Genomic DNA, 23344 nt, shown 5'->3' on the forward strand with positions numbered 1-23344 from the left:
GTCGGTCAGGGGTACTGGGCGAGAATGCCCGCATGACGGTGGGCGGGGAGTTCAGGGACGGGATCGCGGAGCGCATCACGCGCTTCGACCGGGCGGGTACCAGGCGGGCCGACGAGGCGGAAGTGGATCGCCGCCGGGTGCTGGACATGTTCCCGCTGGAGTCGTGGCCACAGTTGCGCCTGGAACAGTACGCGCTGGGCCCCGCCACCCACCGCACCACGACGTACACCTTCTGCCGCCTCCTTGAGTACGGCACCAGCGCCTTCGGCAGCATCCGCGGCGGTAGTGCGGCCAAGCACATCATCTTCCAGCACCGGACCGGCGAGTGGCGCGTGGTGCCCGCCGCACTGCGCGCGCTCGGCGTCGAGGAGGCATGGAGGCGGTTGCGCGGGGAGTTCGTGGCCGCCTTCGAGGCTGCGCGCGAGGGGGCGTACGAGCGCATCGACGAGTTGGAGGCGCTCTCTTACGGACAGGCCCTGACCACCAAGGCGTTGGCGCTCTACTTCCCCGACGCCTTCCTGCCGATCTTCTCCGCCGCGCACGTGCGGCACTTCACGGAGCTGCTGGGCGGCAGGCCGCGCCAGCACTCCTCGGGCGTCCGGACCTGGCAGGCCAACCGCGAGCTGCTCACCCTGGTGCGGGCGGTGCCGGAGTTCGACGGTTGGCGCCCGCATGAGGTGATGGCGTACCTGTACGCGTTCCACGACCCGCGCCCGCGGGACCGGGTGATCTGGAAGATCGCTCCGGGCAGGGCCGGCAAGCTTTGGGACGACTGCCTGGCCAACGCCCGGATGCGGACTGGCTGGGACGAAGTCGGCAGCCTGGGTCAGTACGAGAGTGACCTGGAGCTCAAAGAGGCGCTGGACCAGCACTGGCCGCACAGCACCGGCGGCAACCTGCGGCTGGCCCGGCAGCTGCTCGCCTTCCGCGACCTGGAGCCCGGTGACGTGATCGTCGCCAACCGGGGCAAGTCGGAGGTGCTGGCCGTCGGTACGGTAACCGACGGCTACTCCTACGCCACCGACGTGCCCCGTTACCGGCACGCGGTGGGCGTGGTCTGGGACACCTCGTACGCCCAACACTTCGACTCGCCGCGGCACGCCTGGCAGCAGACGTTCGCGAAGGTGCCCGCCCCGTTGTGGCAGGAGATTCGGCGCGGACGCGGCAGCATGGCGGAGGGCGGTGCCGAGCCGACGGCCGGTGCGGACGTCGAACTGCCCGCCGCCGTGCGCACTGTGCGGGACCTGCTCCAACACAAGGGGCAGGTCATCCTGCAGGGCCCGCCCGGGACGGGCAAGACACGACTGGCGCTCAGCGTCGCACTCGCCATCGCCGGGCGGGCAGACCAGATCGACGCCCCGCCGCAGGAGCGCGCCGCGGCGCTGGCCGAGTTGTCGGAGGTGCCGCCCGGCGCGCCGGCGGCCCGGCTGACCATGGTGACCTTCCATCCTTCCTACGGGTACGAGGACTTCGTGGAAGGGTTCAAGCCGGTGGCCGTGCAGGGCGCGGCGGGGTTGCACCTGGCCATGACGGATGGGCTGTTCCGACGGGTGTGCGCGGCGGCCCAGGCCGCGCCGGACGAGACCTACCTGATCGTCGTAGACGAGATCAACCGCGGCGACCTGCCGCGCATCCTCGGCGAGTTGATTACTCTGCTCGAGCTCGACAAGCGCGACTCGATCCCGATCACCTTGCCCACCAGCGGACGGCAGCAGACCGTACCAGCGAACGTCCGGATCATCGGCACGATGAATTCGGCCGACCGCAGCGTGGGTCACATCGACTCCGCCATCCGGCGCCGGTTCGCCTTCGTTGACGTACCCCCGGACCTGGACGTACTCGACGGCGAGGTGGGCGGCCTCGGCCTGGCCAGCCTGCTTGAGGGGCTCAACGACAAGCTCGAGTCCGCCTTCGGTCCCGACCACATGCTCGGCCAGTCCTACCTGCTCGCCGACGACCAGCCGATCGGCACCGCTGAGCAACTCGCCCACGCCTTCCACCACGAGATCGTCCCTTTGGTGGCCGACTACTGCCTGGGCCAGCCCGATCTGCTGCGCAGCGTGCTGGGCTCGCTGGTGGACGACCACAGCGGCCGGGTCGTCCACACCAACCCGCAGGATCTGCCCGGAGTGCTGGCCGACGAGTTCGTGGCCGGGCGCGTCGCCGGTGAGGACGACGACACCGTGTCGACCGGAGAGTAGAGGCGTGCTCCCCTTCGTGGACCGACCCGAGGTGAAGCTGCGGGAACACTCCGCGGTCACCGTCCCTCACGCCAGACTGAGCGACCGCGACCTGAGCGTGCTGGAGGAAACGAAGGCGGTGCGCGTCATGGACACGCGCGACGGCTACGTACTGCGGACGAATGCAACCACCGGCGTGCTTCAGCTCGACCGGATGCGACTGGTACTGCAGCCCAAGTTCACCATCGACGGCAAGCGGCTGATCGACTGGCTCTGTTACGCGCACGGACAACGCGAACCGGTCGACTCGCTCCGCAACTGGCCCCTGGGCAAGGACGGGTACGCGGGGTTGGTGCCCGCGGCCCTGCTGCACGAGTGCCGGCTCCTGCTCCGCCGGGGCCTACGCCGGGACTATGTGCGCCGCAGCCGCGTGGACACCGCCCTGCGCGGTCGGCTGGATGTGATGGCCCAGGCCACTCGTCGCTTCGGCGCGATCGACCGCCTCCACCTGCGCACTTTCGAGTACGAGGACGGTGGCTGGGAGAACCTGGTGTGCGGGGCCGCGCTGGCCCGCGCGGCGGAGACCTCGACGGACCCGCGCACGACCCAGGCTCTCCTGGACGCCGCCGGCCAGTTCCCCGCGCTGCCACGCACACGCGACGCGCTACCCCTGCTCGCACGCGGGCAGTACACGCGGCTGAACGACCATTACCGCCCGGCCCACGCCTGGGCCCGGATGGTGCTGGGCGGCGGCGGGGTACGTGACCTGCTGGACCCGTACGGGTTCGCCGCCAGGAGCCTGCTGCTCAACCTCAACGTACTGTGGGAGCACGTGGTGCGCCGCATGGCCGCCGACGCGGCGGTGGCCCACGGAGGTCGGTACGCACGGCCGCACGAGGGGTGCATCCACACCAAGCGTGAAGGGGCCGTCCCCGTGGCCACCGACCAGAGGACGATGGATCCCTTTCGACCCGACGCGCTGCTGGCGTTTCCCCCGTCACCCGACACGGCTGATGTGGCGCGATACCTGGTCGTGGACGCGAAATACAAGGCGTACCAGGACGGCACGGTCAAGCCGAGCGACCGGCATCAACTCCTCACCTACATCGCCGGGTACACCGACCCCTCGACCCCACTGGCCCTGATCGTCCACCCCGCGCCTGACGGGCCGACGCGTCACCTGTTGCGGATCGAGGGCCCGCGTGGAGTGCTGGGGCGCATCGAGGTGCTGGGGTTGGACACCCGCACCACACCCGAACAGGCGGCGGGCCCCCTCCGCGCGGCCATCGCCCGGTTCGCCGCCAACCAGCCGCCACCTCTCCCCTAGCGGCGCGAGTGCCGGCAGGACCGCTACTCACCCGCCGCCCGACCCGCCACCGGTCGGCGGCGCTGGGCCGGGTCGGTGAGGGAGGTGGGGCGCCAGACGCCGTCGGCGCGGTAGCGGTCGGTGCCGGGCGGGACGATGGCGTCGATGCGGTCAAGGGTCGCGTCGTCCAGGGTGAGATCGGCCCCCGCCAACAGGCTGTCCAACTGCTCCTGGGTGCGCGGGCCGACGATCACCGAGGTGACGGCCGGGTGGGCCAGCGGGAAGGCGATGGCGAGTTCGGGGAGGGTGCGGCCGAGGTCGTCGGCGACCTCGACGAGTTGCTCCACCACCTCCAGCTTGGCCGCGTTCTCCGGCAGCGCCGGGTCGAAGCGGGCCGGGTGCAGCGCGGGTCGGCCGCTGGTCATGTCGATCGGCCGGCCCTTGCGGTACGCGCCGGTCAGGAACCCCGAGGCGAGCGGACTCCAGGTCAGGACGCCCATGCCGTACCGCTGGCAGGTCGGCAGCACCGAGGTCTCCACGCCACGGGCGAGCAGCGAGTAGGGCGGCTGCTCGGTGCGGAAGCGGGGCAGGGCGCGGCGTTCGGCGACGTGGTGCGCCTCGGCGATCTCCTCGGCCGGGAAGGTGGAGCAGCCGAACGCGCGTATCTTGCCCTGTCGCACCAGGTCGCCGAGGACGGACAGGGTCTCCTCGATGTCGGTGTCCGGGTCGGGCCGGTGCACCTGGTAGAGGTCGATCCAGTCGGTGCCGAGCCGGGTGAGGCTCTCCTCGACGGCCCGCGTGATCCAACGCCGCGAGTTGCCGCTGCGGTTGCGGCCCTCGCCCATCTGGAAGTGCACCTTGGTGGCAAGGACGACGTCGTCGCGGCGGCCCCGCAACGCCTTGCCGACGATGGTCTCGGACTCGCCGGCGGAGTACATGTCGGCGGTGTCGACGAAGTTGATCCCGCGATCGAGCGCGGAGTGCACGATCCGCGCGCACGCGGCGTGGTCCGGGTTGCCCACGGAGCCGAACATCATGGTGCCCAGGCAGTACGTGCTGACGTCGATCCCCGTACGCCCCAACGGGCGGTAGCGCATGTCCATGCGCCGGCACGCTATGCGTTGGAGTGGGCTCTAGGGCAAGGGCTGTGCCGGCGGCGCGGTGGGGGTGTTCACCGGGCGCGGCAGCACGCGAAGCCGCACCGCGGGGCCAGGGGCCGCGCGAGGGTGCCCCGTGCGGTGGGCGTCCCCGGGCCCCGGCCTTGTGGCACCCCGGCGGGGCGGGCGTCAGGCCCGCGCGTAGTCGGCCAGGGCCGGTTCGAGGAGGGCGAACGCCTGGACGGCCTCGGGCTCCAGGAGGGCCGCGATCTCCGCGTTGTCGCGGCCCGCGAGCGTGAGTTCCTGGATGCGGCGGAACAGGACGCGGTGCACGCCGCCGATGAGGGCCGCGGCCGTGCGCGGGGCGATGGCGTCGGGCGCGGCCCCGGTCGCCTCGGCGAGGGCACCGGCCAGGGCCTCCTCGCGCTGGTCGTGCAGGCCGCGCAGGCAGGCCGTCAGGGCGGGACTCTCGGCGATCATGCGGGTGAAGGCCGGCCCGGCGAAGCCGGCGATCGGGTCCTGGGCGGCGACGGCGGACAGGAACGCGCGCCGCAGCGCCGCGAGGGCCGACTCGCCGGGTTCGCGGTCCGCGACGCGGCGGGCGAGGGAGGTGACGAACGCGTCCTGGTGGTCTAGGGCCAGGTCTTCCTTGCGCGGGAAGTAGTTGGTCACGGTCTTCTTGGCGACGCGCGCGGCCTCGGCGATCTCGGCGATGGTCGTGCGCTCGAAGCCGCGCTCGACGAAGAGTCTGGTCGCGTGGTCGGAGATGGCCTGCCGCGTCTCGCGCTTCTTCGCCTCGCGCAGGCCCGGGGCCGCGCCCTTCGTCGTGCTCGACTCGATACCCATGGGCGAATCTTACCCTCGTTCTATAAATACGTTGACATCCCGCATGAGGCGTGCGTAAGTTTACCTCCGTCGTAAGTTTCACCGGCGGGCCGAGTGCCGCGTAGCCGCGCGTCGCGGACGCCTGCCGGGGCCCCGAGCCACGTCCACGACACACCCAGGCACCACGTCACGCACCACGTCACGCACCACACACCCCCGGAGGACTGTTTGCTGAACGTCACCGCCATTCCCGCGGCACCCGGCCGAGCACGCGCGGACCGCGAGGGCCCGGACCCGCTCCGCTCCGGTTCGCTCGTCGCCGGGCCGCTCCCGGCCGACGCCGACGTCCGCGACGCCACGGCGGGCGACGCCGACGGGCACGACACGGACGTACGCGAGGCAGGCGCGCGCGAACCAGGCGTACGCGAGGCAGGCGTACGCGAGGCAGGCGTACGCGAACCGGGCGTGCGCGGGGACTGGGTGCGGGCGCCCGGTGCCCGGGGCGGCGCGGTGATCTACGTACACGGTGGCGGGTTCGCGCACAGCAGGCCCGAGGCCGAGCGCGTGCTGGCCTACCGGCTGTCGCGGGCGACCGGGCGGCCGACGCTGCGCGTCGACTACCGGCTCGCGCCCGCCCACCCCTACCCCGCCGCCCTGCACGACGTGTTGGCCGCCTGGCGGGCGGCGCTGGACGCCGGCGTGTCCGCCGCCGACATCGCCCTCGTCGGCGAGTCGGCCGGGGCCACCCTCGTGCTGTCCGCGCTGCTGGAGATCGGGCGGACCGGCGGGCCGATGCCGGGGGCGGCGGTCGCGATCTCGCCGATCACCGACTTCGCTCTGACCGGCGCCTCACTCGACGCGGCCGACGGCCGGGACGTGCTCAGCCGCGCCGTCCTCACCGCCGTCACCACCGACTACCTCGCCGGCGCGAGCCCGCGCGAGGCGCCGCAGTCACCGCTGTACGGGGAGTTGCGCGGACTGCCGCCGCTGCTGGTGGCCGTCGGCACGGACGAGGTGCTCTACGACGACGCCCGCCGCTTCGCCGAGGCGGCCGACGCGGCCGGGGTGTGCGTGCGCCTGGACGCGTACGAGGACATGCCGCACGCCTTCCACCTGTCGGAGCCGGGCGAGGTGGTGCTCGACCGGATCGGCCGGTGGCTGGCCGACCCGGTCCGCGCGTACACCGTGAGCGGCCCGGACGCCGGACCGTACGGGGTGGCGAGCGGGCCGGACGGGGCGCTCTGGTTCACCCTCGTCCACCAGGGCGCCGTCGGGCGCCGGGACGCGGCCGGCCGGGTCACGACCCACCCCGTCGGCGCGGGCCCGACGGTGATCACGCCGGGGCCGGACGGCGCCCTGTGGTTCACCGAGTACGGGACGCACCGGGTCGGTCGGATCGCGGTGGGCGGCGACGCGGGCGACGTGGACGACACGAGTGGCGCGGGTGACACGGGTGACGCGGGTGACGCGGGGGCCCCGGGCGGTGCCGGCGCCGTCAGTTGGTACGCGCCGCTGACCGCCGACGCCGGCCCGTACGGCATCGCGGCCGGCCCGGACGGGGCGATGTGGTGCACGCTCTCCGCCGTCGACCGCGTCGCGCGGATCGCCCCGGACGGCACCGTCAGCGAGTACCCGGCGCCCGGCGCGTTCCCGTCCGCCCTCGTCGCGGGCTCCGACGGGGCGCTGTGGTGCACGCTCAACCAGGGCAACGCGATAGGCCGGATCACCACCGACGGCCGGGGCACCGCCTACCCGCTGCCGACCGACGGCGCGGGCCCGGTCGGCATCACCGCCGGGCCCGACGGGGCGCTGTGGTTCGTCGAGATCGGGGCCGGGCAGATCGGCCGGATCACTGTGGACGGCACGATCACCGAGTACCCGCTCCCCGACCGCGCGGCCCGCCCGCACGCCATCACCACGGGCCCCGACGGCGCGCTGTGGTTCACCGAGTGGGGCAGCGGCCGGGTCGGGCGCATCACCACCGACGGCGACATCACCGCGTACGACCTGCCGAGCCGCACCAGCGAACCGCACGGCATCACCGCGCACGACGGTGCCGTGTGGTGCGCCCTGGAGACCGGCGCGCTGGCCAGGGTCGCCCCCGGCCGCCCCGACACCCCGTAAGCCCCACCCTCCCGCCAGTTCAACCCACCCCACCCACTCCAGCCATTCCACCCAGCCCCGTCCGGAAGGAACCTCCTTGCCCCGTACGCCCAACACTTCCCCCGACGCCGCGGCCGCCTTCGACCGCCAGGTGAGCACCCTGGTCGAGCTGGGCTACCCCGCGGCCTCCGGGCTCGACGTCGAGCGGTTCACCGCCCTCCTCGCCCCGCTGCGTGAGGCCGCCGTGGCCGCCGTGGCGGACACCGCCAACACGGCGGACGCGGTGGACGCGGCGGACACCACGGACACGACAGGCGCGACGGACGCGACCGATCCGGCGGGTGAGCCCGGGGACGAGGCCGTGACCGGGCGGGTGCCGTTCGTGCTGGTCGTCACCCGTGACGTCGTCCCGATCGAGGAGACGATGCCGCGCACCACCCTGCACCGTGGGCGGCTGCCCGGCTTCGTGGACCGCAGCTTCGAGCCCGGCGCCCTGGAACGGTTCGTCGCCACCGACGAGGTCGCGCTGCCGGGCCACGACGCCTACCTGGTGCTCGACGTCGAACGCGGCGAGGAGTTCTGCGGCGCCGTCCCCGACGACGCGTTGCGCACCATCGCCGACCGGGGCCGCACCCCGCTCACGATCGAGGAGGGCATCGCCCTGGTCACGCACTTCCCGCGGGTGCTGGTCAAGAACAAGTGCTTCTCGCTGGGCGGTTCGCGCAGCGGCGACCGCCGGGTCCCGGCCCTGTGGATCAGCCAGAGGGCCCCGAAGCTGGGCTGGTGCTGGCAGGGCAACCCGCACACCTGGCTGGGCGTGGCGTCGGCGGGCGGGCGACGCGCGGCGGCACCGGCGGCGTGACCCGGCGCCCGGGGCGGTCCCCCGCCCCGGGCGCGCCCCGCCCACTGGGCCCCGACGGCCGGGGCCGGGCGGCGGATATCCGCCGCTGTTTCGGCCGGGATGCATCCATCGGCCCCCGTACGACGTCCTAGGCTGTCGCGAGGGCTTGTGGGGGGCTAACCATGCGTAAGCCAGAGGGAGTTGGAGCCGGGCGCGGCGTCGTGGTCGCGCTCGTGCTGGTGCTCGTGACGGCGGGTTGCTCGTCGTCGGACGACCCGCCGGACGCGCGCCGGGAGGGCGGGGAGCGGACCTCGTCGGTGACGACCACGCCCCCGGGCGGTCAGCCCACCGGAACGGACGGCCCGACGCCTGGCGCGACCCGGTTCACCCCCGCCCCGGAGCGGCTGCCGCACGACCGCGCGGGCGCGCTGCGGCTGGCCCGCGCGGTCTCGGTCGAACCCGCCTCCTTCGGCGCGGACTTCGCGCGGCACGCGTCGTACGAGAGCGCGGACACCACGTGGGCCGTGCTCGACGACGGCTGCGTGTGGCAGCGCGAACGGCTGCCGGCCGAGGTGCTCGCCAGCCTGACGCGGCGCAGCGTGCTGCCGGCCCGCGCGGGCAGGGGGGCGGTGGACGCCCGCACGGTCGTCACCGTCCACCGGGACGTGTACGGCGCCGACCGGGAGATGGCCGCCACCCTGGAGGAGGTGTTGCGCTGCCCACGCCAGCGGCTCAACGCCGACGAGACGATCGGCGAGCTGACCTCCACCAGCAGCCTGTGGGGCGAGCGTGGCCAGGCCACCGCCGACGACCTGATCTGGGAACGGGGCAGCTACCGCGGCCGGTTGGCCGGCGGGCCGCACCCGTACTCCTGGGCCACCGCGCGGATCGGCCCGCTCACCCTGACCGTGACCGTCAAGGGCGGCACCGGGCACGCCGACGACGCCCTCACCGGCATGTTGCAGAAGCCGTTGGTGGAGCTGGTGCAGCGGACGCGGGAGGCCCTGTCATGAGCGCGCGAGGCCCGGCACCCGTGCCCGACCGCCGTACCGCCGGCCCCGGGTGCCGCCGTACCGTCGGCCCCGGGCGCCGCCGTGCCGGCCACCCCGCGTGCGAGGGGCCCCTGTGATGCGGCCGCTGCGACCCACCGACCCGGCCAGGGTCGCCCGTTACCGGCTGCTCGGGCGCCTCGGCGCGGGTGGCATGGGCGTGGTCTACCTCGGCCGCTCGCCCGGCGGCGGGCTCGTCGCCGTCAAGGTGATCCACCCGGAGCGGGCCGGCGACCCCGGCTTCCGGGTCCGCTTCCGGCGCGAGGTGGCCGCCGCGCGGCGGGTGGACAGCCCGTGGGCGGTGCCGGTCGTCGACGCCGACCCCGAGGCCCGGGCGCCGTGGCTGGCCTCCGCGTACGTGCCGGGGCCGGCGCTGAGCGACGCGGTGGCCGAGCACGGGCCGCTGCCACCGGCCACCGTGCGCACGCTCGGCGCGCTGCTGGCCGAGGCGCTGGCCTCGGTGCACGCGCTCGGACTCGTACACCGCGACGTCAAGCCCGGCAACGTGCTGCTGGCGCTCGACGGACCACGGCTCATCGACTTCGGCATCGCCCGGGCGCTGGACGACACGGCGATCACCGCCACCGACATGGTGATCGGCTCGCCCGGTTTCCTCTCCCCCGAGCAGGCGCGCGCGGAGGGCGCCGGGATCGGGCCGGCGAGCGACGTGTTCTCGCTCGGCTGCGTGCTGGCGTACGCGGCCACCGGCAGGCGGCCGTTCGGTGACGGGGACGCGGCGGCGCTGCTGTACCGCATCGTGCACGACCCGGCCGACCTGGACGGGGCGCCCGAGGCGCTGGTGCCGCTCCTGGAACGCTGCCTGGACAAGGCCCCCGGCCGGCGCCCGGACGCGGCCACCGTGCGGCGCGCGCTCGCGGGCGCGGCGGGTGACGGTTCGCGGAGTGACGGGGCGGGCGCGGCGGGCGGAGCAGGTGAGGCCGGCGGGGCGGACGGGCCCGGCGCGGGCGGCTGGTTGCCGGGGCCGCTCACGCACCTGGTGGCGCTCCGTTCGGCCCGGTCGCTGGCGCTGCCCGGCATCGACCCGACGGCCCCGGGCACGGCGGGTTCCGCCTCCGCCGACGGGGACGGAGGCGGGGACGGCGCGGCCGACGGAGCGGACGGAGCGGACGAGGGTGACGGTGCCGGCGGGGGAGATGGTGCCGGCGGGGACACCGGGCAGGGCGCGGCTGGCGAGACGGCGTCGGGTGCGGTGGGCTCCGGGTCCGCCGGGCCGGGGCGTCGGCGGTTCCTCGTCGCCTCCGGGGGCGCGCTGCTCGCCGCCGGCGGCGGCCTGGCGGCGTGGGCCGCGCTGCGCGGGAGCGACGGCGAGAACGGTGAGAACGGCGAGGGAGGCGCTGCCGGCTCCGGCCTTCCCGTGCACCGCATCGGGCTCCAGGCCGCGCTGAGCGGCGCGTACGCCCCGCAGGGCGAGGCGCAGCGCACCGGTGCCCAGTTGGCCGTCGAGCAGTTCAACGCGCGCGCCGACCGGCGGTTCGAGGCCCGGCTGCGCACCGCCGACGACGGGGGGCGCCCGGAGCGGGCCGCCGCGGCGGCGCGCTCCCTGGCGGCGGACCGCTCGGTGCTCGCCGTGATCGGCACCACCACCGACGAGAGCGCGACCGAGGCCGCCCCCGTCTACGACGAGGCGAACCTGGCCATGGTGGGCGTCGTGTTCGGCGCCTTCCTGCCGGGCCTGCCACGGCCCGCCCGTACGGTGCTCTACGCCCGGCCCGAGCACGGCTCGGACGTGGCGCCCGTCAGCCTGTACCTGCGCGAGCGGACACACGCGGGCCCGGTCGGCGTCATCTCCGACCGGGCGACCGACTTCTACAGCTGGTCAACCGCGCGGATGGCGATCGGGGTGCTGCGCGCGACGGAGTTCACCCCGCTGCCCCGCGTACAGCCCGCGCTCTCCCGCGACTTCCGGCCCCTGGTACGGGAGTTGCTGGACCGCGAGGTAGGCGCCCTGGTCTTCGCCGGGGGCGCGCGGGGCGCGGCCGAGGTGGCCAGGGAGGTGGCCCGCACCGGGTTCACGGGGCCACGAGTGGCCACCCAGGCGGCGTTGGACCCGCTGTTCCTCAAGGCGGCCGGGGAGGCGGCCGACGGCTGGGCGCTGACCTCGACGTTCATCGACGCCGAGGCCGAGCCGGCGGCGGCGCGCTTCGCCGCCGCCTACCGCGCGCGCTTCGGCCGGGCCGCGCCGTACCACGCCGCCGAGGCGTACGACGTGGCCAACCTCATCCTGCGCACGGTGGGCCAACTCGTCGGCGACGGGCGGCGACCGCCCCGCGGCGGCGCCCCCACCGGCACCGGCACCAACGCGCCGGCCCGGCCCGATGCCACGCCCACTCCCACACCCCCGTCCGCTCCCAGCCCCACCCACACACCCACGTCCGCTCCCGCCCGGCGGCCGGGCGCGCGGCCGAGCCGCGCCGAGGTGCTGGCCGGGCTCCGCGCGGCGACGTACGACGGCGTCGCCAGGAAGCTCGCGTTCCGCGCCGACGACGGCCGCTACGACGCGGACGAGGGCTCCTACCTGTACCGGGTCGAGCGCGGGCGCTTCCGCTACCTCGGTTCGGCCTGGAAGGCGTGAGCGTGGAGCCGCTGTGGCCCACCGATCCGCCACTGGTGGCCGGGCACCGGCTGCTCGGCCGCCTGGGCGCGGGCGGCATGGGCGTGGTCTACCTCGGCCGCTCCCCCGGCGGCAGCCTGCTCGCCATCAAGGTCATCGCGGCCGACCGCGCCGACGACCCCACCTTCCGGGTCCGCTTCCGCCGCGAGGTGGCCGCCGCCCGGCGCGTGCGCAGCCCCTGGGCCGCGGCGGTCATCGGCGCGGACCCCGAGGGCCCGGCCCCGTGGCTGGCCACCGCGTACGTACCGGGCCCCAACCTCGGTGAGGCCGTGGCCGCGTACGGGCCGCTGCCCGAACCGGCGCTGCGGGCCCTGGGCGCCATGCTGGCCCGCGCGCTTGAGGCGGTGCACGCGGCGGGCCTGGTGCACCGGGACGTGAAGCCGGGCAACATCCTGCTGGCGTTCGACGGGCCGCGCCTCATCGACTTCGGCATCGCCCGCACCGCCGACGAGACGGCCCTGACCGGCCGCGGCATGGTCGTCGGCTCCCCCGGTTTCCTCTCCCCCGAGCAGGCCAGCGCCCGGGGGCCCGAGGTGGGGCCGGCCAGCGACGTCTTCTCGCTCGGCTGCGTCCTGGCCTACGCGGCCAGCGGGCGGCGCCCGTTCGGCGCGGGCGCCCCGGCGTCCATGCTCTACCGCACCGTGCACGTGCCCGCCGACCTGCGCGCGGTGCCCGTGGGTCTGCTGCCGTTGCTGTCGGCCTGCCTGGACAAGGACCCGCGGGCCCGCCCCACGGCCGCCGAGGTCCGCGCGCGCCTGGCCGCCGACGCCCCGGCGGACGGCGCGCCCTGGCTGCCCGAGCCAATCAGCCGCCTGATCGCCGAACGCTCCGTCGCCGCCCTGGCCCTGCCCGACGCCCCGCCCACGGACGCGGGTACGGGCCCGGACGGGCGTACGGGCTCGGGTACGGGCACGCGTACGGGCTCGGGTACGGGTGCGCGTACGGGCTCGGCGCGCGGTGGCCCGGGGGCCGGCGCGGGGCCCGGTGGTCCAGAGCCTGACGGAGCGGGCCGTGGCCGAACGGGACGGGACGGAACAGGCCAGGACGGAACAGGCCGTGGCGGAACAGGCCGGGACGGCACGGGGCGTGCGGGGCCGGCCCGGCGGCGGCTGCTGGTCGGCTCGGCGGCGGGCGCGGTGCTCGCCGCCGGCGGCGGCATCGGCGCCTGGGCCGCGCTCGGCCGCCGCGCGGGCCGCGCGACCGGGGCCGGGGCGGCGCCCGTGCCACGCCGTACGCTCGCCGTACACGCCGACCTGACGGGGCCGACGGCCGCCGCGGGGCACGCCCAGGAACGCGGGGCGCGGCTCGCCGTGGAGGCGCACAACGCGTGCCCGGAACGGGCGTTCACGCTCGCCCTGCGGGTCTTCGACGACGGCGGCGACCCCGACCGGGCGGCGGCGCTGGCCCGACGGATCGGGTCGGACCCCGCCGTACTCGCCGTCATCGGCCCCACCTCGGACGCGACGGCCCACACCGCCGTGCCCGGCTACGAACGGGCTGAACTCCCGTTGGTGAGCGTCTCCGTGGGCGCTCCGGAGACCCGCCCCGTCGACGGCCGCGCCCACCTGGCGACCCGGCCCGACGACGGCTACCTGACCGTGCCGCTGCTGGCCTACCTGGCGCGCGAGGCCCGCCCCCGCACCGTCGGGCTCGTCGACGACCGGTCCGCCGGCGACTTCGGCTGGACGGCCGTGCGCGCCATGCGGCAGGCGCTGCGCGGCACCGACATGGTCGTCCGCACCGCCACCGCGCGCCGGGGAGCGCGCGACATGCGCGCGGCGGCGGCCGAGCTGCTGGCGGCGGGCGCGGACGCGGTGGTGCACTGCGGCGAACTGGACGGCGCGGTACCGCTGGCGCGCGCCCTGCGCGCGGCCGGCTTCCACGGCCCCCGGCTGGCCCTCCAACCCGTGCTCGACCCGGAGTTCCGACGCGCGGCGGGACCCGCCGCCCAGGGCTGGATCATCAGCGCCACCTTCGTCGACGCGACCACGGCCCCGCGCACCAAAGCCTTCGCCGCCAGCTACCGGTCCCGCTACGACACCCCGCCCCCGCGCTACGCCGCCGAGGCGTACGACGCCGTCGGCTACCTGGCCCGCGCCCTGCGCGCCCTGCCCCCGGACGGCGACCTGCGCCGGGCGCTCACCGTACGACTACCCGCCACCGTCCACCGCGGCGTCACCAAGGAGATCCGCTTCCAGAGCGACCGCACACCGTCGCACCAGGGCCTCTACCTCTACCGCGCGGACCCGGACGGCTTCCGCTTCCTCGGCGACTACCGGAGCGTGGTGGGGGGCGGGGGGTGACGGGCGGGTCCCGCGCCCGCGCGCACGGCTGAGCGCCACTCGCCCTGTCCGCCCGAACCCGACCACCCCAGCCCACCCGCGACCACATACCGATCAACTCGCCGCACCCTCCCGCCCGTTCGCGGCGGAGCCGGCCCCTCCGGGACGCGGGCCCGCGAAAGGGGTGGGGGCGAATACCGGCCGCGCGGTGGGTGGGGCGGTGGGGGTGCGGCCAGGGGTGGAGGGCGGGCGGAAATGCCACCGCTCCGTCGTGCAGCCTGAACCAGCACGTCGCCAGCGGGAACCCGAGTTTTCGCCAAGCACACCGCGACTGTCCGAATTCTTGCGGCGTGTGAGCGGTATGCCCGCCGCATGGGGTCTGACCTGGGGAGAGTGGGTGAACCCTGGATGTGATCGCGGGGGGAGTGCGGGGGCGCGTAGAGGGCGCACAGGGGGCGTGAGAGGGGGAGCACGGTTCCGGATCGGCCGGCGGCAGCCGCTCTACCTGGGGGTTTGCCGTGCGTTCGGCGGGTGAGCAATGTGGCGGATTCCCCTCCCAACCAAGCTTCACTCTGCGAGCATCTAGGCCAGTGGAATCAGGCCATACGGATTGCCGTGGGGGGAGTGGCCATGGGGCTGCTCGGCGATGAGGTGGGGTTCGCACGCGCTCTGACCGCTCAGGAACACGAGAGCGTGATGGCCCTCGGAGGCCAACGGAAATATGCGGCTGACGCCCACCTTCTGGCAGAGGGGGACCGAACCAGTCACGTAATGATCGTCTTGCGCGGATGGGTGACCGTATCCGTGGCCACGGAACGCGGTGGCACCCGGTTGATACTGGGGCTGCGCGGGCCGGGTGAACTCCTCGGCGAGATGGCAGCGTTGGACAGTCATCCGCGCAGCGCGACGGTGCGCGCCCTCGGGCCGGTGGAGGTCCAGGTCATCTCCGGGGACGCGTTCCGGCGCTTCCTCGCCCTGCACCCGCGGGTGAGCGGCCTGGTGATACGCCAACTCACCTCCCGGCTGCGCAGTTCCGACCAGGAGCGGTCCGCGCTCGCCTCGCTCACCGTGTTGGAACGCCTGGCCGCACGGCTCACCGAACTGTCGCGGGCCAACCCCACCGGCCCGTACGCCCCCGCGCTCCCGGGCGCGCGCCCCACGCGGGCCGTGGTGCGGTTGGCGCAGGACGAGTTGGCCGCCACCGTCGGCGCCACCCGGGAGGCGGTGGCCAAGGCGCTGCGGCTGCTGCGCGACCAGGACGTCGTACGCACCGGCAACCGGATGGTGGAGATCCTCGACCCCGCGCTGCTCGCGCTGCTCGCGGACGGACACCAGGAGTGAGGCGCGGGGCGGGTCCGTGGCGGGCGGGCGACGGCGTGGGCGGGCTTGTGTAAACGGCTACAGACGGCCTCCGGCCCTCGGCCCGAAGCTGAGGGAGCCGGCAGACGAGAAGACGGGGGGCACGGCGTGGACGACGACGCGAGGGACGCCGCCGAGGCGCGCTACGAGCTGGTGATCAGCGTCGACGCGCGGCGGTCCGGGGAGTACGAGGACGCGGACAAGCCGTCCATGCGGGCCCAGCTCTACCGGGTGCTTGAGGCCGCGTTCGGGCAGGCCAGGGTGGCCCGGGACGCCGTCCACCTGGAGGATCGCGGCGACGGGGTGCTGGCGTCGGTGGCCAGCCGGGTGCCGGTGACGCGGCTGCTCGGGCTGTGGCTGGTCGAGGTGCACGAGCACCTGCGGCACGAGAACCGCGGGCTGAGCCGGCCGCTGGGCCTGCGCGTCGGCCTGCACGTCGGCCCGGTCCGCCACGACGAGCGGGGCATCAGCGGGCGCGCGGTGGACCTCGCGTGCCGGCTGGCCGACTCGCCGGTGGCCCGCGCGCTGCTGGACGCCGAGCGGGCCGACCTGGTGCTGGTCGTCTCCGACGCGCTCTACGAGGACGTGGTGCGCGGCGGCGGCAAGTACATCGACGCCGCGCACTACTCGGCGACCCGGCTGCGGCTCAAGGAGGGCGAGGTCACCGCCTGGTTCCGGCTCCCCGGCCGGCCCGCGCCCCGCATCCCGGCGACGGCCGACACCCCGCCGGCGACCGGAGACGACGCCACCGGGAGCCCCGCCGACGCCACCGGCCACGAGCGCGCGTACGACGACCGGCAGACCGGGGACGGGGACGGAGACGACGGCGAGGGAGCGTACGGGACCGGTCCCGGCGACGTTCGGTACACCGTTCACGGCGACCTCTCCAACAACTGGGGCAACCACTACCACCAGGGCGTACACATCGGGCGCACCGTCGGCGACACCGGACCGCGAAGGGGCTGAGGGGCATGGCCGATGAGCAGCAGGCGGGCGGCGCGGCCGAGCCCGCGCGGGACGACGCCCCCGCGCCGCGCGCCGACCAGCGCGAGCGGGGCGGCGAGCGCGGCCGGGACAAGGAACGCGGCCGGGAGCGGGGCGGCGAGCGCGGCCAGGGGGAGAAGGACGGGGACGGTCAGCGGCCCGGCGCTGAGGGCGGCGACTCGGGCTCGGGCGACGACGAGGCCGCCGAGCGGGAGCAGGAGCGCGAGCGCGCGGCGGGGCGGTTCAAGGAGCACACCCGGGACCCGCTGGCCGGCGAGGAGAGCGAGGACGGGCCCACCGACCTGGCCGCCGCCTCGCGGGCCCGGCAGATCAGCCAACAACTGTTCGAGACCGGGCGGGACTGGAACAGTTTCGACCGTTCGTTCATCGGCAGTGCCCACATCGGCGATATCCATCTGCGGATGGACGCCCGGCAGCCGCTCACCGGGGTGCGCGGCGGGCCGGTGCCCGAGGAGGAGTTGCGCCGGTTGCGGCGGGTGCACGTGGAGCCCGAGGGGTACGTGCGGCTGCGCACGGCGCTCACCGCGCGCCGGCTGCTGGTGCTCGGCGCGGCACCGGGCACCGGCCGTACCAGCACCGCGCTCTCGCTGCTCGACGAGGTCACCGCGCAGGCCAGGGACGCGGCGGGGGCGGACGGGGAGGGCACGGCGCGGGTGCGGCGCGTCGACCCGGAGGGCGGGGTGCGGCGGCTCGCGGACTCGCTGACCGGCGAGGGCGCCGAGCAGGCGGCGCGGGGCACCGGCTACCTGCTGAAGCTGGAGCTGAGCCGACCCGGCGCGGTGCCGCCGGAGGCGATGGACCTGGACCAACTGGCCGCGACGCTGGCCGCGTGCGACGCGTACGCGGTGCTCGTGGTCACCGTCGGGTCGGCGGCCAACCCGCTGCTTGCCGGGCGGTACGGGATGCTGTGCCCACCGGCGGACACCCAGGAGCTGCTGACCACCCGGCTGCGGGAGCGCGTCGAGGACCACGTCGCGGCCGTGCCGGACGAGGAGGCGGGGGACGCCGGGCGGCGGGTCGCCGAACTCCTGCGCCGGGCGGAGGCGTTGGCCGCGCGCGACGAGGTCACCGAGGCGGTGGGCCTTGCGGACCTGCGGCCGGCCGAGGCCGAGTTGCTGGCGTCGCTGCTGGCCGGGCACCTGCTGGAGGAGTTGTCGTACGAGGAGCTGTTGGCCGGCTGCCGGAGCCTGGCCGCGCGGCAGGCGCAGGAGTGGTTCGCCGGCGTGGACCGGGCGCTCACCGCCCGGGCGGCCGGCGTGGGCGAGCAGCCGACCCGGCCGGAGGCGGCGGCCCTGTTCCACCCGGTGGCCTCGCGGATCGCGCTGGCCGTGCTCGGCGGGGCGACGCGGAGCGCGGTGGCGGCCGCGGCGCACCTGCTGACCTGGGAGCTGTCCGTCCAGAGCGACCCGGACGCCACCCCGGCCAGGCCGCTGTTCTGCGACGACCCGGAGTCCGAACTCGCCCTGTCGCGAGCCGAACTCACCGACGGGCACGTGGAGATGGCCGGTACGGAGTTCGCCGCGCGGCTCATCTGGTACCGGGGCACGGCGCTGCCCGCCGCGGTGCTCAGCGAGGTGTGGGACCGGCACTTCCCGGTGCGGGCACCGGTCGTGCGCTGGCTGCGGCTGCTCGCCGACGACCCCCGGGCCCAGGTGTGGGTGCGGGCGGCGGTGGCCGCGGGGGAGCTGTGCGTACGGGACTTCGACCACGGCCACGCGGAGCTGGTCCGGCCGCTGGCCGAGGCGACCACGGCCCGCCGCCGCGTCTTCGCCGCCACCCTGCTCGACCAGGCGGCGGGACACGCCTCGCACCGCGCGGTGGTGCGCGGACTCGTGGGCGACTGGGCCAGGAACGGCACCCGGGAGCTGCGCTGGACGGCGGCCATGGCGCTCGGCTATGGCAACGCCGCGGCCAGCGTCGGCGACACGCTGGACGCGCTGGCCCGGATCGGGGTGCGGGGCGAGGGCGAGCAGATGGCCGTTGCCTCGTTCAACGTCGTACGGCTGCTGACCCGGCCCGAGAGCGCCGCCGTGCTGCGCCGGATGTCGGACTGGACCCGACACCGGAACCCGGCGTACCAGGACCTGGGCCTGGTGACCACGGTGCGGCTGGCCGGGCACGAGGTGGCCGACGTGCTGGCGGACGACCCGAACTCCGAGCTGGGCGAGCGCGGCCGCTGGCCGCTGATGCTGGCCCTGGCCGCGACCCGGCCCGAACTCGTCGCCCCGATCGCGGACTTGATGTGGACGGCACTGAACACGCCGCGCTCCAAAGAAGTCGCGACGGACGCGTTGGAGACCTTGCTGCGGTCCGCGGTGCGCAAGGACAGTAAGGGCAGCGCGGAGGGCACGGAAGCCGGCCTGGCCGCTCTGCTGCCCGCGCTGCTGGGTACGGAAGCGGACCGACACCGCCTGGACTGGCTGTTGCGCCGCATGATGAACGATCCCGACGACCCGCTCCCCGACGCCCTGGCCCGCCGGTTGTGGTGGCTGGCGACGCCGCGCGACGGCGCGGACCGGGCACGCCGGCCGGAGCGGCACGAGGTGGAGGAGAGCCATGGTTGAGGACGCGAGCATGGCGGCGTACGGGGGCGGCGCCGGGCAGGCACTGGCGGGACCGCTGCTACGGGACTACACGCCCAACGGCCCCTTCCGCCACACCAGTCCCCGCACCGCTTCGGTGCTCTTCTACCGCAACGGCGGCTACAGCATCGTCACCGTCGCCGGCGCCCAGCACGTCGACAAGCGGGCCCTGGCCCGGCCGACGGCGGTGTGCGAGATCGCCCTGGGCACGTACGTGACCACGCTGACCATGGAGCTGCCGGCGATGGGCGGCACGACGTTCTTCAAGGCCGAGGTGGACATCCACTGGACGGTCACCGACCCGCACCTGGCCGCGACCAAGGTGGTCACCGACGTGGCCCAGCGGCTGCGGGCGCCCGCCCTGGAGCGGCTGCGCGAGGTGTCGTCCGCGTACCGGGTGAGCCAGGCCGAGAAGGCCGACCGGGCCATCACCCAGCAGTGCGCCAGCGGGCGCTGGGACGACCTGGGGGACGAACTGGGGCTGCGGGTGCGGCTGTACGTGCGGCTGCGCGTCGACGACCGGACCATCCAGCACAGCGACGGCATCCGGGACGCGCACGCGTCGGCCGAGCTGACCCGGGTGCACCAGGCCCAGTTCCGGGACATGTTGCGGGGCGGCGAGCTGGACCAGCTCAGCTACATGCTGGCGGCCGAGCCGGAGGAGGCCAAGGCGTTCCTGGAGAAGATCCGGCAGGAGGGCAGGCAGGACGAGAAGGAGCGGGTGGAACGGCTCTTCGCGATGGTCGAGAGCGGCCAGATCCAGTCCACCGACATCGAGACGCAGGCGCTGAACCTGCTCAACCAGGGCCGGCAGCAGGTCCAGGGCCCCATCGGCACCCGCCCGGCCCACCGCACCCCGCCGGAACTGCCCGCCGAGCCGCCGTTCACCCCCGACTGGGTGCTGGACGAGCCGGCCCAGCCACCGCGCCCCGCCGAGCCGCCGCGCCGCCGCCCGGCCGACGACCCGTACGAGCCGCATGACCCGTACGACCCGTACGAGCCGTACGACGCGCACGGGACCCGGGCCGACGCCGATCCGGAGCCGCCGCCGCGGCGGCGCCGTCGGGACGACGGGTGGGCGTGGGCGGAGGAGGAGTGATGACGGCGGACGGCGGCGCGCGAACCTCCCCCGACCCGGTCGTGCCCGCGCCGGACGGGGGTCAGCGCGGGCTCGACCGGGCGGGGGAACGCATCGCCGAGCGCCTGTTGAACACGGTCCGCGAGGACCTCGGCCGGGCCGACTCCAAGGCGGGCGTGCTGCTGTCCGGGGCGCTGGCGATGCCGGCGTTCCTGATCGGCTGGCACGGCACGCCCGACTGGAGCGGCCTGGGCGACGTCGCGCTGGTCGTCGCGGGGGTGCTGTGGGTGGTCGCGGTGGTCGCGCTGGTGCGGGCGCTGCTGCCGCGCACCGGCACGCTCCGCCCGCGCGAGGGGGTGACGTACTTCCGCGACCTGCTGCCCCCGCACGATCTCGGACGGCTCTCGACGCAGCTCAGCGAGGCCGGCCGGGACCCGGTCCGGTGGCTGCTCGTGCAGGCCGTGGACGTCAGCTCGATCCTGTCCGCCAAGTACCGGGCCATCCGCTGGGGAGTGAGCACGCTGGCGCCGTCCGCGGCGCTGGCGTTGGCCTGGAGCCTGACCGCGCGCTGAGTCGCGACCGCGCGAGGGGCGACGGCACGCGCCGGCGCCACACATGAAGTAGACATGACACGAGGGGACGGCCGTGGGAACACTCAGGGGAAAACGGCAGACACCAGGGGGTTGGGCGCGGCGCGTCGTGGTAGCCGCGCTGGGCGGCACGGCCGTGCTGGCGTCCCTGCTCACACCCGCCAGCGCGCGGCCGACACCGCCCGAGGCACCCGAACCGGCCTTCAAGGCGGTCAACTACGCGGTGGCCGTGGACGAGTCGGCGAGCCTGGCGCCCGAGGACATGGCCGCCGAGAAGGCCGCCGCCTCGCGCATCGCGCTCGGCGACGTCTCCCCGTCCTCGCACGTCACCGTCTTCGGCTTCGCCGCCGCCGAGTCCGCCGACCAGCGGGCCGTCGACCCGGTGTGCCCGCGGACCACGCTGGACGCGGCGGGCCGCGACTCGATCGGCGCGTGCGTGAGCAAGCTGCGCGGCCGCAAGAAGAGCGAGGGCACCGGCACGGACTTCCCGAGCGCCATCCGGCAGGGCGTACACGACCTGACCCGTGGCACCGACCCGACCGAACCCCGGGTGCTGTTCCTGCTCACCGACGGCAAGATGGACGTCTCCGGCAGCCCGCAGTACGGCGACCCGGCGCACCGGGCGGCCGAGGGCGAGCGGCAGTTGACCCGCGAGCTGAAGAACGCCGCGGCGCGGAACGTACAGATCTGGCCGCTGGGCTTCGGCTCCGACCCGGACAAGGCGCAACTCGACCGGATCGCCGCCGGCGGCTACCAGAAGGGCTGCGTGGAGCTACCGTCCGCTAGGCCCACCGCGAGCAAGGTCTCCGGCGCCGAGGACGTCGGCCCGACGCTGGAGAGGATCTTCGCCGCCGCCCACTGCCTCCGCTACGAGCAGGGCACCAGCGAACGCCCGCCGGCCACCCTCGAGGTGGAGATCTCGCCGCTGGCGACCGTGGGCAGCATCGTGGTCGACAAGGGCGACCCCGAGGTGACCATCAGCTACCGCGACCCGAGCGGGCACAAGGTCCCGACCAGCGGCACCGACCGCGACTCGCGGTTCGAGCTGGCGGGCGCGGGACACACCGTCGAGGCGCTGAAGATCACCGACCCGATGCCGGGCACCTGGAAGATCGTGGCCGAGGCGCCCGAGGGGCACCGCTCGCTGCCGGTGGGCGTCAGCGTGCTGTGGCAGGGCGAGCTGCGCGGCGCGATCATCCTGGACCCGCCGTCCCCGCTGCCCGGCGAGAAGGCGACCGTCACCATGCGGTTGCAGACCCGCGAGGGCTACGAGATCAAGGACCCGGACGACTACGCGGGGCTGCGGGTGCGCAGCGAACTCACCGGCGCGGGCTTCGACCCCCAGCCGGTGACCCTCGCGGACGACGGCGAGGGCCCCGACGAGCGGGCGAGCGACGGCTCGTTCGCCGGCACCGTACGCATTCCACGGGGCGCGGACGGGGCGGTGAAGGTGAGCGGGACGCTCACGGCCTCCGGGCTGAGCGCCGACACCCGCAGCGCGACCGGCAACGTCGCGCTCGGCACCCCGGACGTCACGGCCGCGCTCACCGCGCCCACCGCCACCGCGCACCCCGGCTCCACGGTCGACGGCACCCTCTCGGTCCACAACAACAGCAAGACGCCACACACGCTGCGGCTGTCCGTCACGGACGTGCGGCCCGGGCTGTTGTCGATCAGCCCGGCGGAGATCACGGTGGGGCCCGGTGACTCCGCCAGCCACAAGGTGAGGTTCAAGGTCGCGCCGGACGACATCCTCGGCAACCGGCTCGGCGACGACGGGCTCCGGCTCGCCGGCACGGTCACGGTCGCCGACGCCACCGCCGACAACCGGGTGCTGGCGCGCACCTCGGTGTCGGTACGGGTCACGCCCGAGCCGGGCTTCTGGGACCGGTACTGGTGGGTCTTCGTCACCGGCGGCGCCGTGCTGGCCGCCCTCGCGCTCGGGGCCGCCGTGTGGACGCGGCAGCGCCGGGGGCGCCGCGACCCGCGCGGCCTGGTGCTGCGGCTGGTCTCCGCCGAGGGCGACGTGCTGCACGACCACACGGCGGGCCCCGGCCGCAACCAGTGGTACGAGTTCGCCATCGTCGAGCCGCACCGCAACCCGCGCATCCAGCGCAGCAACCACGGCCCGTACGCCGTCCAGCGCAGCCCCGAGGGCGGCGCGGTGGTCCGCCAGCGGGGCGGCCAGCGGCAGCGGCTGACCGCGACCGGCACCGTCCCGCTCACCGACGAGCTGAGCCTGTCCCTCGGCGAGGAGACCCGCACCCCACGGGGCCGCCGCCCGCGCACCGCCCGCTCCCGCACCGCGCCGCCGCCGGCCCCCACCGCCGGCGACGGCGGCGCGAGCACCTACGACGCCTACCGGTGACGCCCGGGCGGGCCGGCCCCACGCCCGGCCCGCCCCGCCCACCAGCC

General features: G+C 75.2%; 15 protein-coding genes and 1 pseudogene. 14 read left to right on the forward strand and 2 right to left on the reverse strand.

Annotated features, from left to right (window positions below):
* Positions 1-32 precede the first annotated feature (32 nt).
* Both OYE22_RS14880 and OYE22_RS14885 read left to right on the forward strand, forming a co-directional pair.
* Entirely contained in the window at positions 33-2201 is a 2169-nt protein-coding gene (locus tag OYE22_RS14880) for an AAA family ATPase (protein WP_277320856.1), read from the forward strand.
* A 4-nt stretch (positions 2202-2205) separates the two neighbouring features.
* Positions 2206-3507, forward strand: coding sequence for a PE-PGRS family protein (locus tag OYE22_RS14885; RefSeq protein WP_277320857.1), 1302 nt, complete (start codon positions 2206-2208; stop codon positions 3505-3507).
* 23 nt (positions 3508-3530) lie between these two features.
* Here OYE22_RS14885 and OYE22_RS14890 read toward each other — a convergent pair whose 3' ends face one another.
* Positions 3531-4583: an aldo/keto reductase gene (locus OYE22_RS14890; RefSeq protein ID WP_277324137.1), complete on the reverse strand. Its 1053-nt coding sequence runs from the start codon at positions 4581-4583 to the stop codon at positions 3531-3533.
* A 189-nt stretch (positions 4584-4772) separates the two neighbouring features.
* Positions 4773-5429, reverse strand: coding sequence for a TetR family transcriptional regulator (locus OYE22_RS14895; RefSeq protein ID WP_277320858.1), 657 nt, complete (start codon positions 5427-5429; stop codon positions 4773-4775).
* A gap of 489 nt (positions 5430-5918) precedes the next feature.
* On the opposite strand from OYE22_RS14895, the pseudogene OYE22_RS14900 reads away from it, so the two are divergent.
* The 12 genes and pseudogenes from OYE22_RS14900 to OYE22_RS14955 form a co-directional block, all read left to right on the forward strand.
* Positions 5919-6509 (forward strand): annotated as a pseudogene (locus OYE22_RS14900) (alpha/beta hydrolase fold domain-containing protein); the annotation flags it as partial.
* Between the two features lie 33 nt (positions 6510-6542).
* The gene (locus OYE22_RS14905) at positions 6543-7532 is read left to right on the forward strand and encodes a virginiamycin B lyase (protein WP_277324138.1); all 990 of its coding nucleotides are present in this window, start codon (positions 6543-6545) and stop codon (positions 7530-7532) included.
* 76 nt (positions 7533-7608) lie between these two features.
* Complete coding sequence (locus OYE22_RS14910; RefSeq protein ID WP_277320859.1) at positions 7609-8373, forward strand: DUF5701 family protein; 765 nt, start codon at positions 7609-7611, stop codon at positions 8371-8373.
* A gap of 161 nt (positions 8374-8534) precedes the next feature.
* Positions 8535-9365 (forward strand): hypothetical protein, encoded by an 831-nt coding sequence (locus tag OYE22_RS14915; RefSeq protein WP_277320860.1) that lies wholly within the window; start codon positions 8535-8537, stop codon positions 9363-9365.
* A gap of 115 nt (positions 9366-9480) precedes the next feature.
* The gene (locus tag OYE22_RS14920; RefSeq protein ID WP_277320861.1) at positions 9481-11994 is read left to right on the forward strand and encodes a bifunctional serine/threonine-protein kinase/ABC transporter substrate-binding protein; all 2514 of its coding nucleotides are present in this window, start codon (positions 9481-9483) and stop codon (positions 11992-11994) included.
* A 2-nt stretch (positions 11995-11996) separates the two neighbouring features.
* A complete protein-coding gene (locus OYE22_RS14925) occupies positions 11997-14336 on the forward strand; it encodes a bifunctional serine/threonine-protein kinase/ABC transporter substrate-binding protein (protein WP_277324139.1) in 2340 nt (779 codons plus the stop codon).
* A 609-nt stretch (positions 14337-14945) separates the two neighbouring features.
* A complete protein-coding gene (locus OYE22_RS14930) occupies positions 14946-15656 on the forward strand; it encodes a Crp/Fnr family transcriptional regulator (RefSeq protein ID WP_277320862.1) in 711 nt (236 codons plus the stop codon).
* A gap of 126 nt (positions 15657-15782) precedes the next feature.
* Positions 15783-16640, forward strand: coding sequence for a hypothetical protein (locus OYE22_RS14935; RefSeq protein WP_277320863.1), 858 nt, complete (start codon positions 15783-15785; stop codon positions 16638-16640).
* Between the two features lie 5 nt (positions 16641-16645).
* The gene (locus OYE22_RS14940) at positions 16646-19243 is read left to right on the forward strand and encodes a hypothetical protein (RefSeq protein WP_277320864.1); all 2598 of its coding nucleotides are present in this window, start codon (positions 16646-16648) and stop codon (positions 19241-19243) included.
* Complete coding sequence (locus tag OYE22_RS14945) at positions 19236-20360, forward strand: hypothetical protein (protein ID WP_277320865.1); 1125 nt, start codon at positions 19236-19238, stop codon at positions 20358-20360. Before OYE22_RS14940 ends, OYE22_RS14945 begins: the two co-directional genes overlap by 8 nt.
* A complete protein-coding gene (locus tag OYE22_RS14950; protein ID WP_277320866.1) occupies positions 20360-20911 on the forward strand; it encodes a Pycsar system effector family protein in 552 nt (183 codons plus the stop codon). Before OYE22_RS14945 ends, OYE22_RS14950 begins: the two co-directional genes overlap by 1 nt.
* Before the next feature lie 127 nt (positions 20912-21038).
* A complete protein-coding gene (locus OYE22_RS14955; RefSeq protein WP_277320867.1) occupies positions 21039-23297 on the forward strand; it encodes a vWA domain-containing protein in 2259 nt (752 codons plus the stop codon).
* Positions 23298-23344: the final 47 nt, after the last annotated feature.

This window comes from Streptomyces sp. 71268 (assembly GCF_029392895.1).
Lineage (GTDB): Bacteria > Actinomycetota > Actinomycetes > Streptomycetales > Streptomycetaceae > Streptomyces.

Coding starts and splice junctions, on each gene's coding strand:
- OYE22_RS14880 (WP_277320856.1), top strand. CDS start 33: ATGACGGTGGGCGGGGAGTTCAGGGACGGGATCGCGGAGCGCATCACG.
- OYE22_RS14890 (WP_277324137.1), bottom strand. CDS start 4,583: ATGCGCTACCGCCCGTTGGGGCGTACGGGGATCGACGTCAGCACGTAC.
- OYE22_RS14895 (WP_277320858.1), bottom strand. CDS start 5,429: ATGGGTATCGAGTCGAGCACGACGAAGGGCGCGGCCCCGGGCCTGCGC.
- OYE22_RS14915 (WP_277320860.1), top strand. CDS start 8,535: ATGCGTAAGCCAGAGGGAGTTGGAGCCGGGCGCGGCGTCGTGGTCGCG.
- OYE22_RS14920 (WP_277320861.1), top strand. CDS start 9,481: ATGCGGCCGCTGCGACCCACCGACCCGGCCAGGGTCGCCCGTTACCGG.
- OYE22_RS14930 (WP_277320862.1), top strand. CDS start 14,946: ATGGGGCTGCTCGGCGATGAGGTGGGGTTCGCACGCGCTCTGACCGCT.
- OYE22_RS14940 (WP_277320864.1), top strand. CDS start 16,646: ATGGCCGATGAGCAGCAGGCGGGCGGCGCGGCCGAGCCCGCGCGGGAC.
- OYE22_RS14945 (WP_277320865.1), top strand. CDS start 19,236: ATGGTTGAGGACGCGAGCATGGCGGCGTACGGGGGCGGCGCCGGGCAG.
- OYE22_RS14950 (WP_277320866.1), top strand. CDS start 20,360: ATGACGGCGGACGGCGGCGCGCGAACCTCCCCCGACCCGGTCGTGCCC.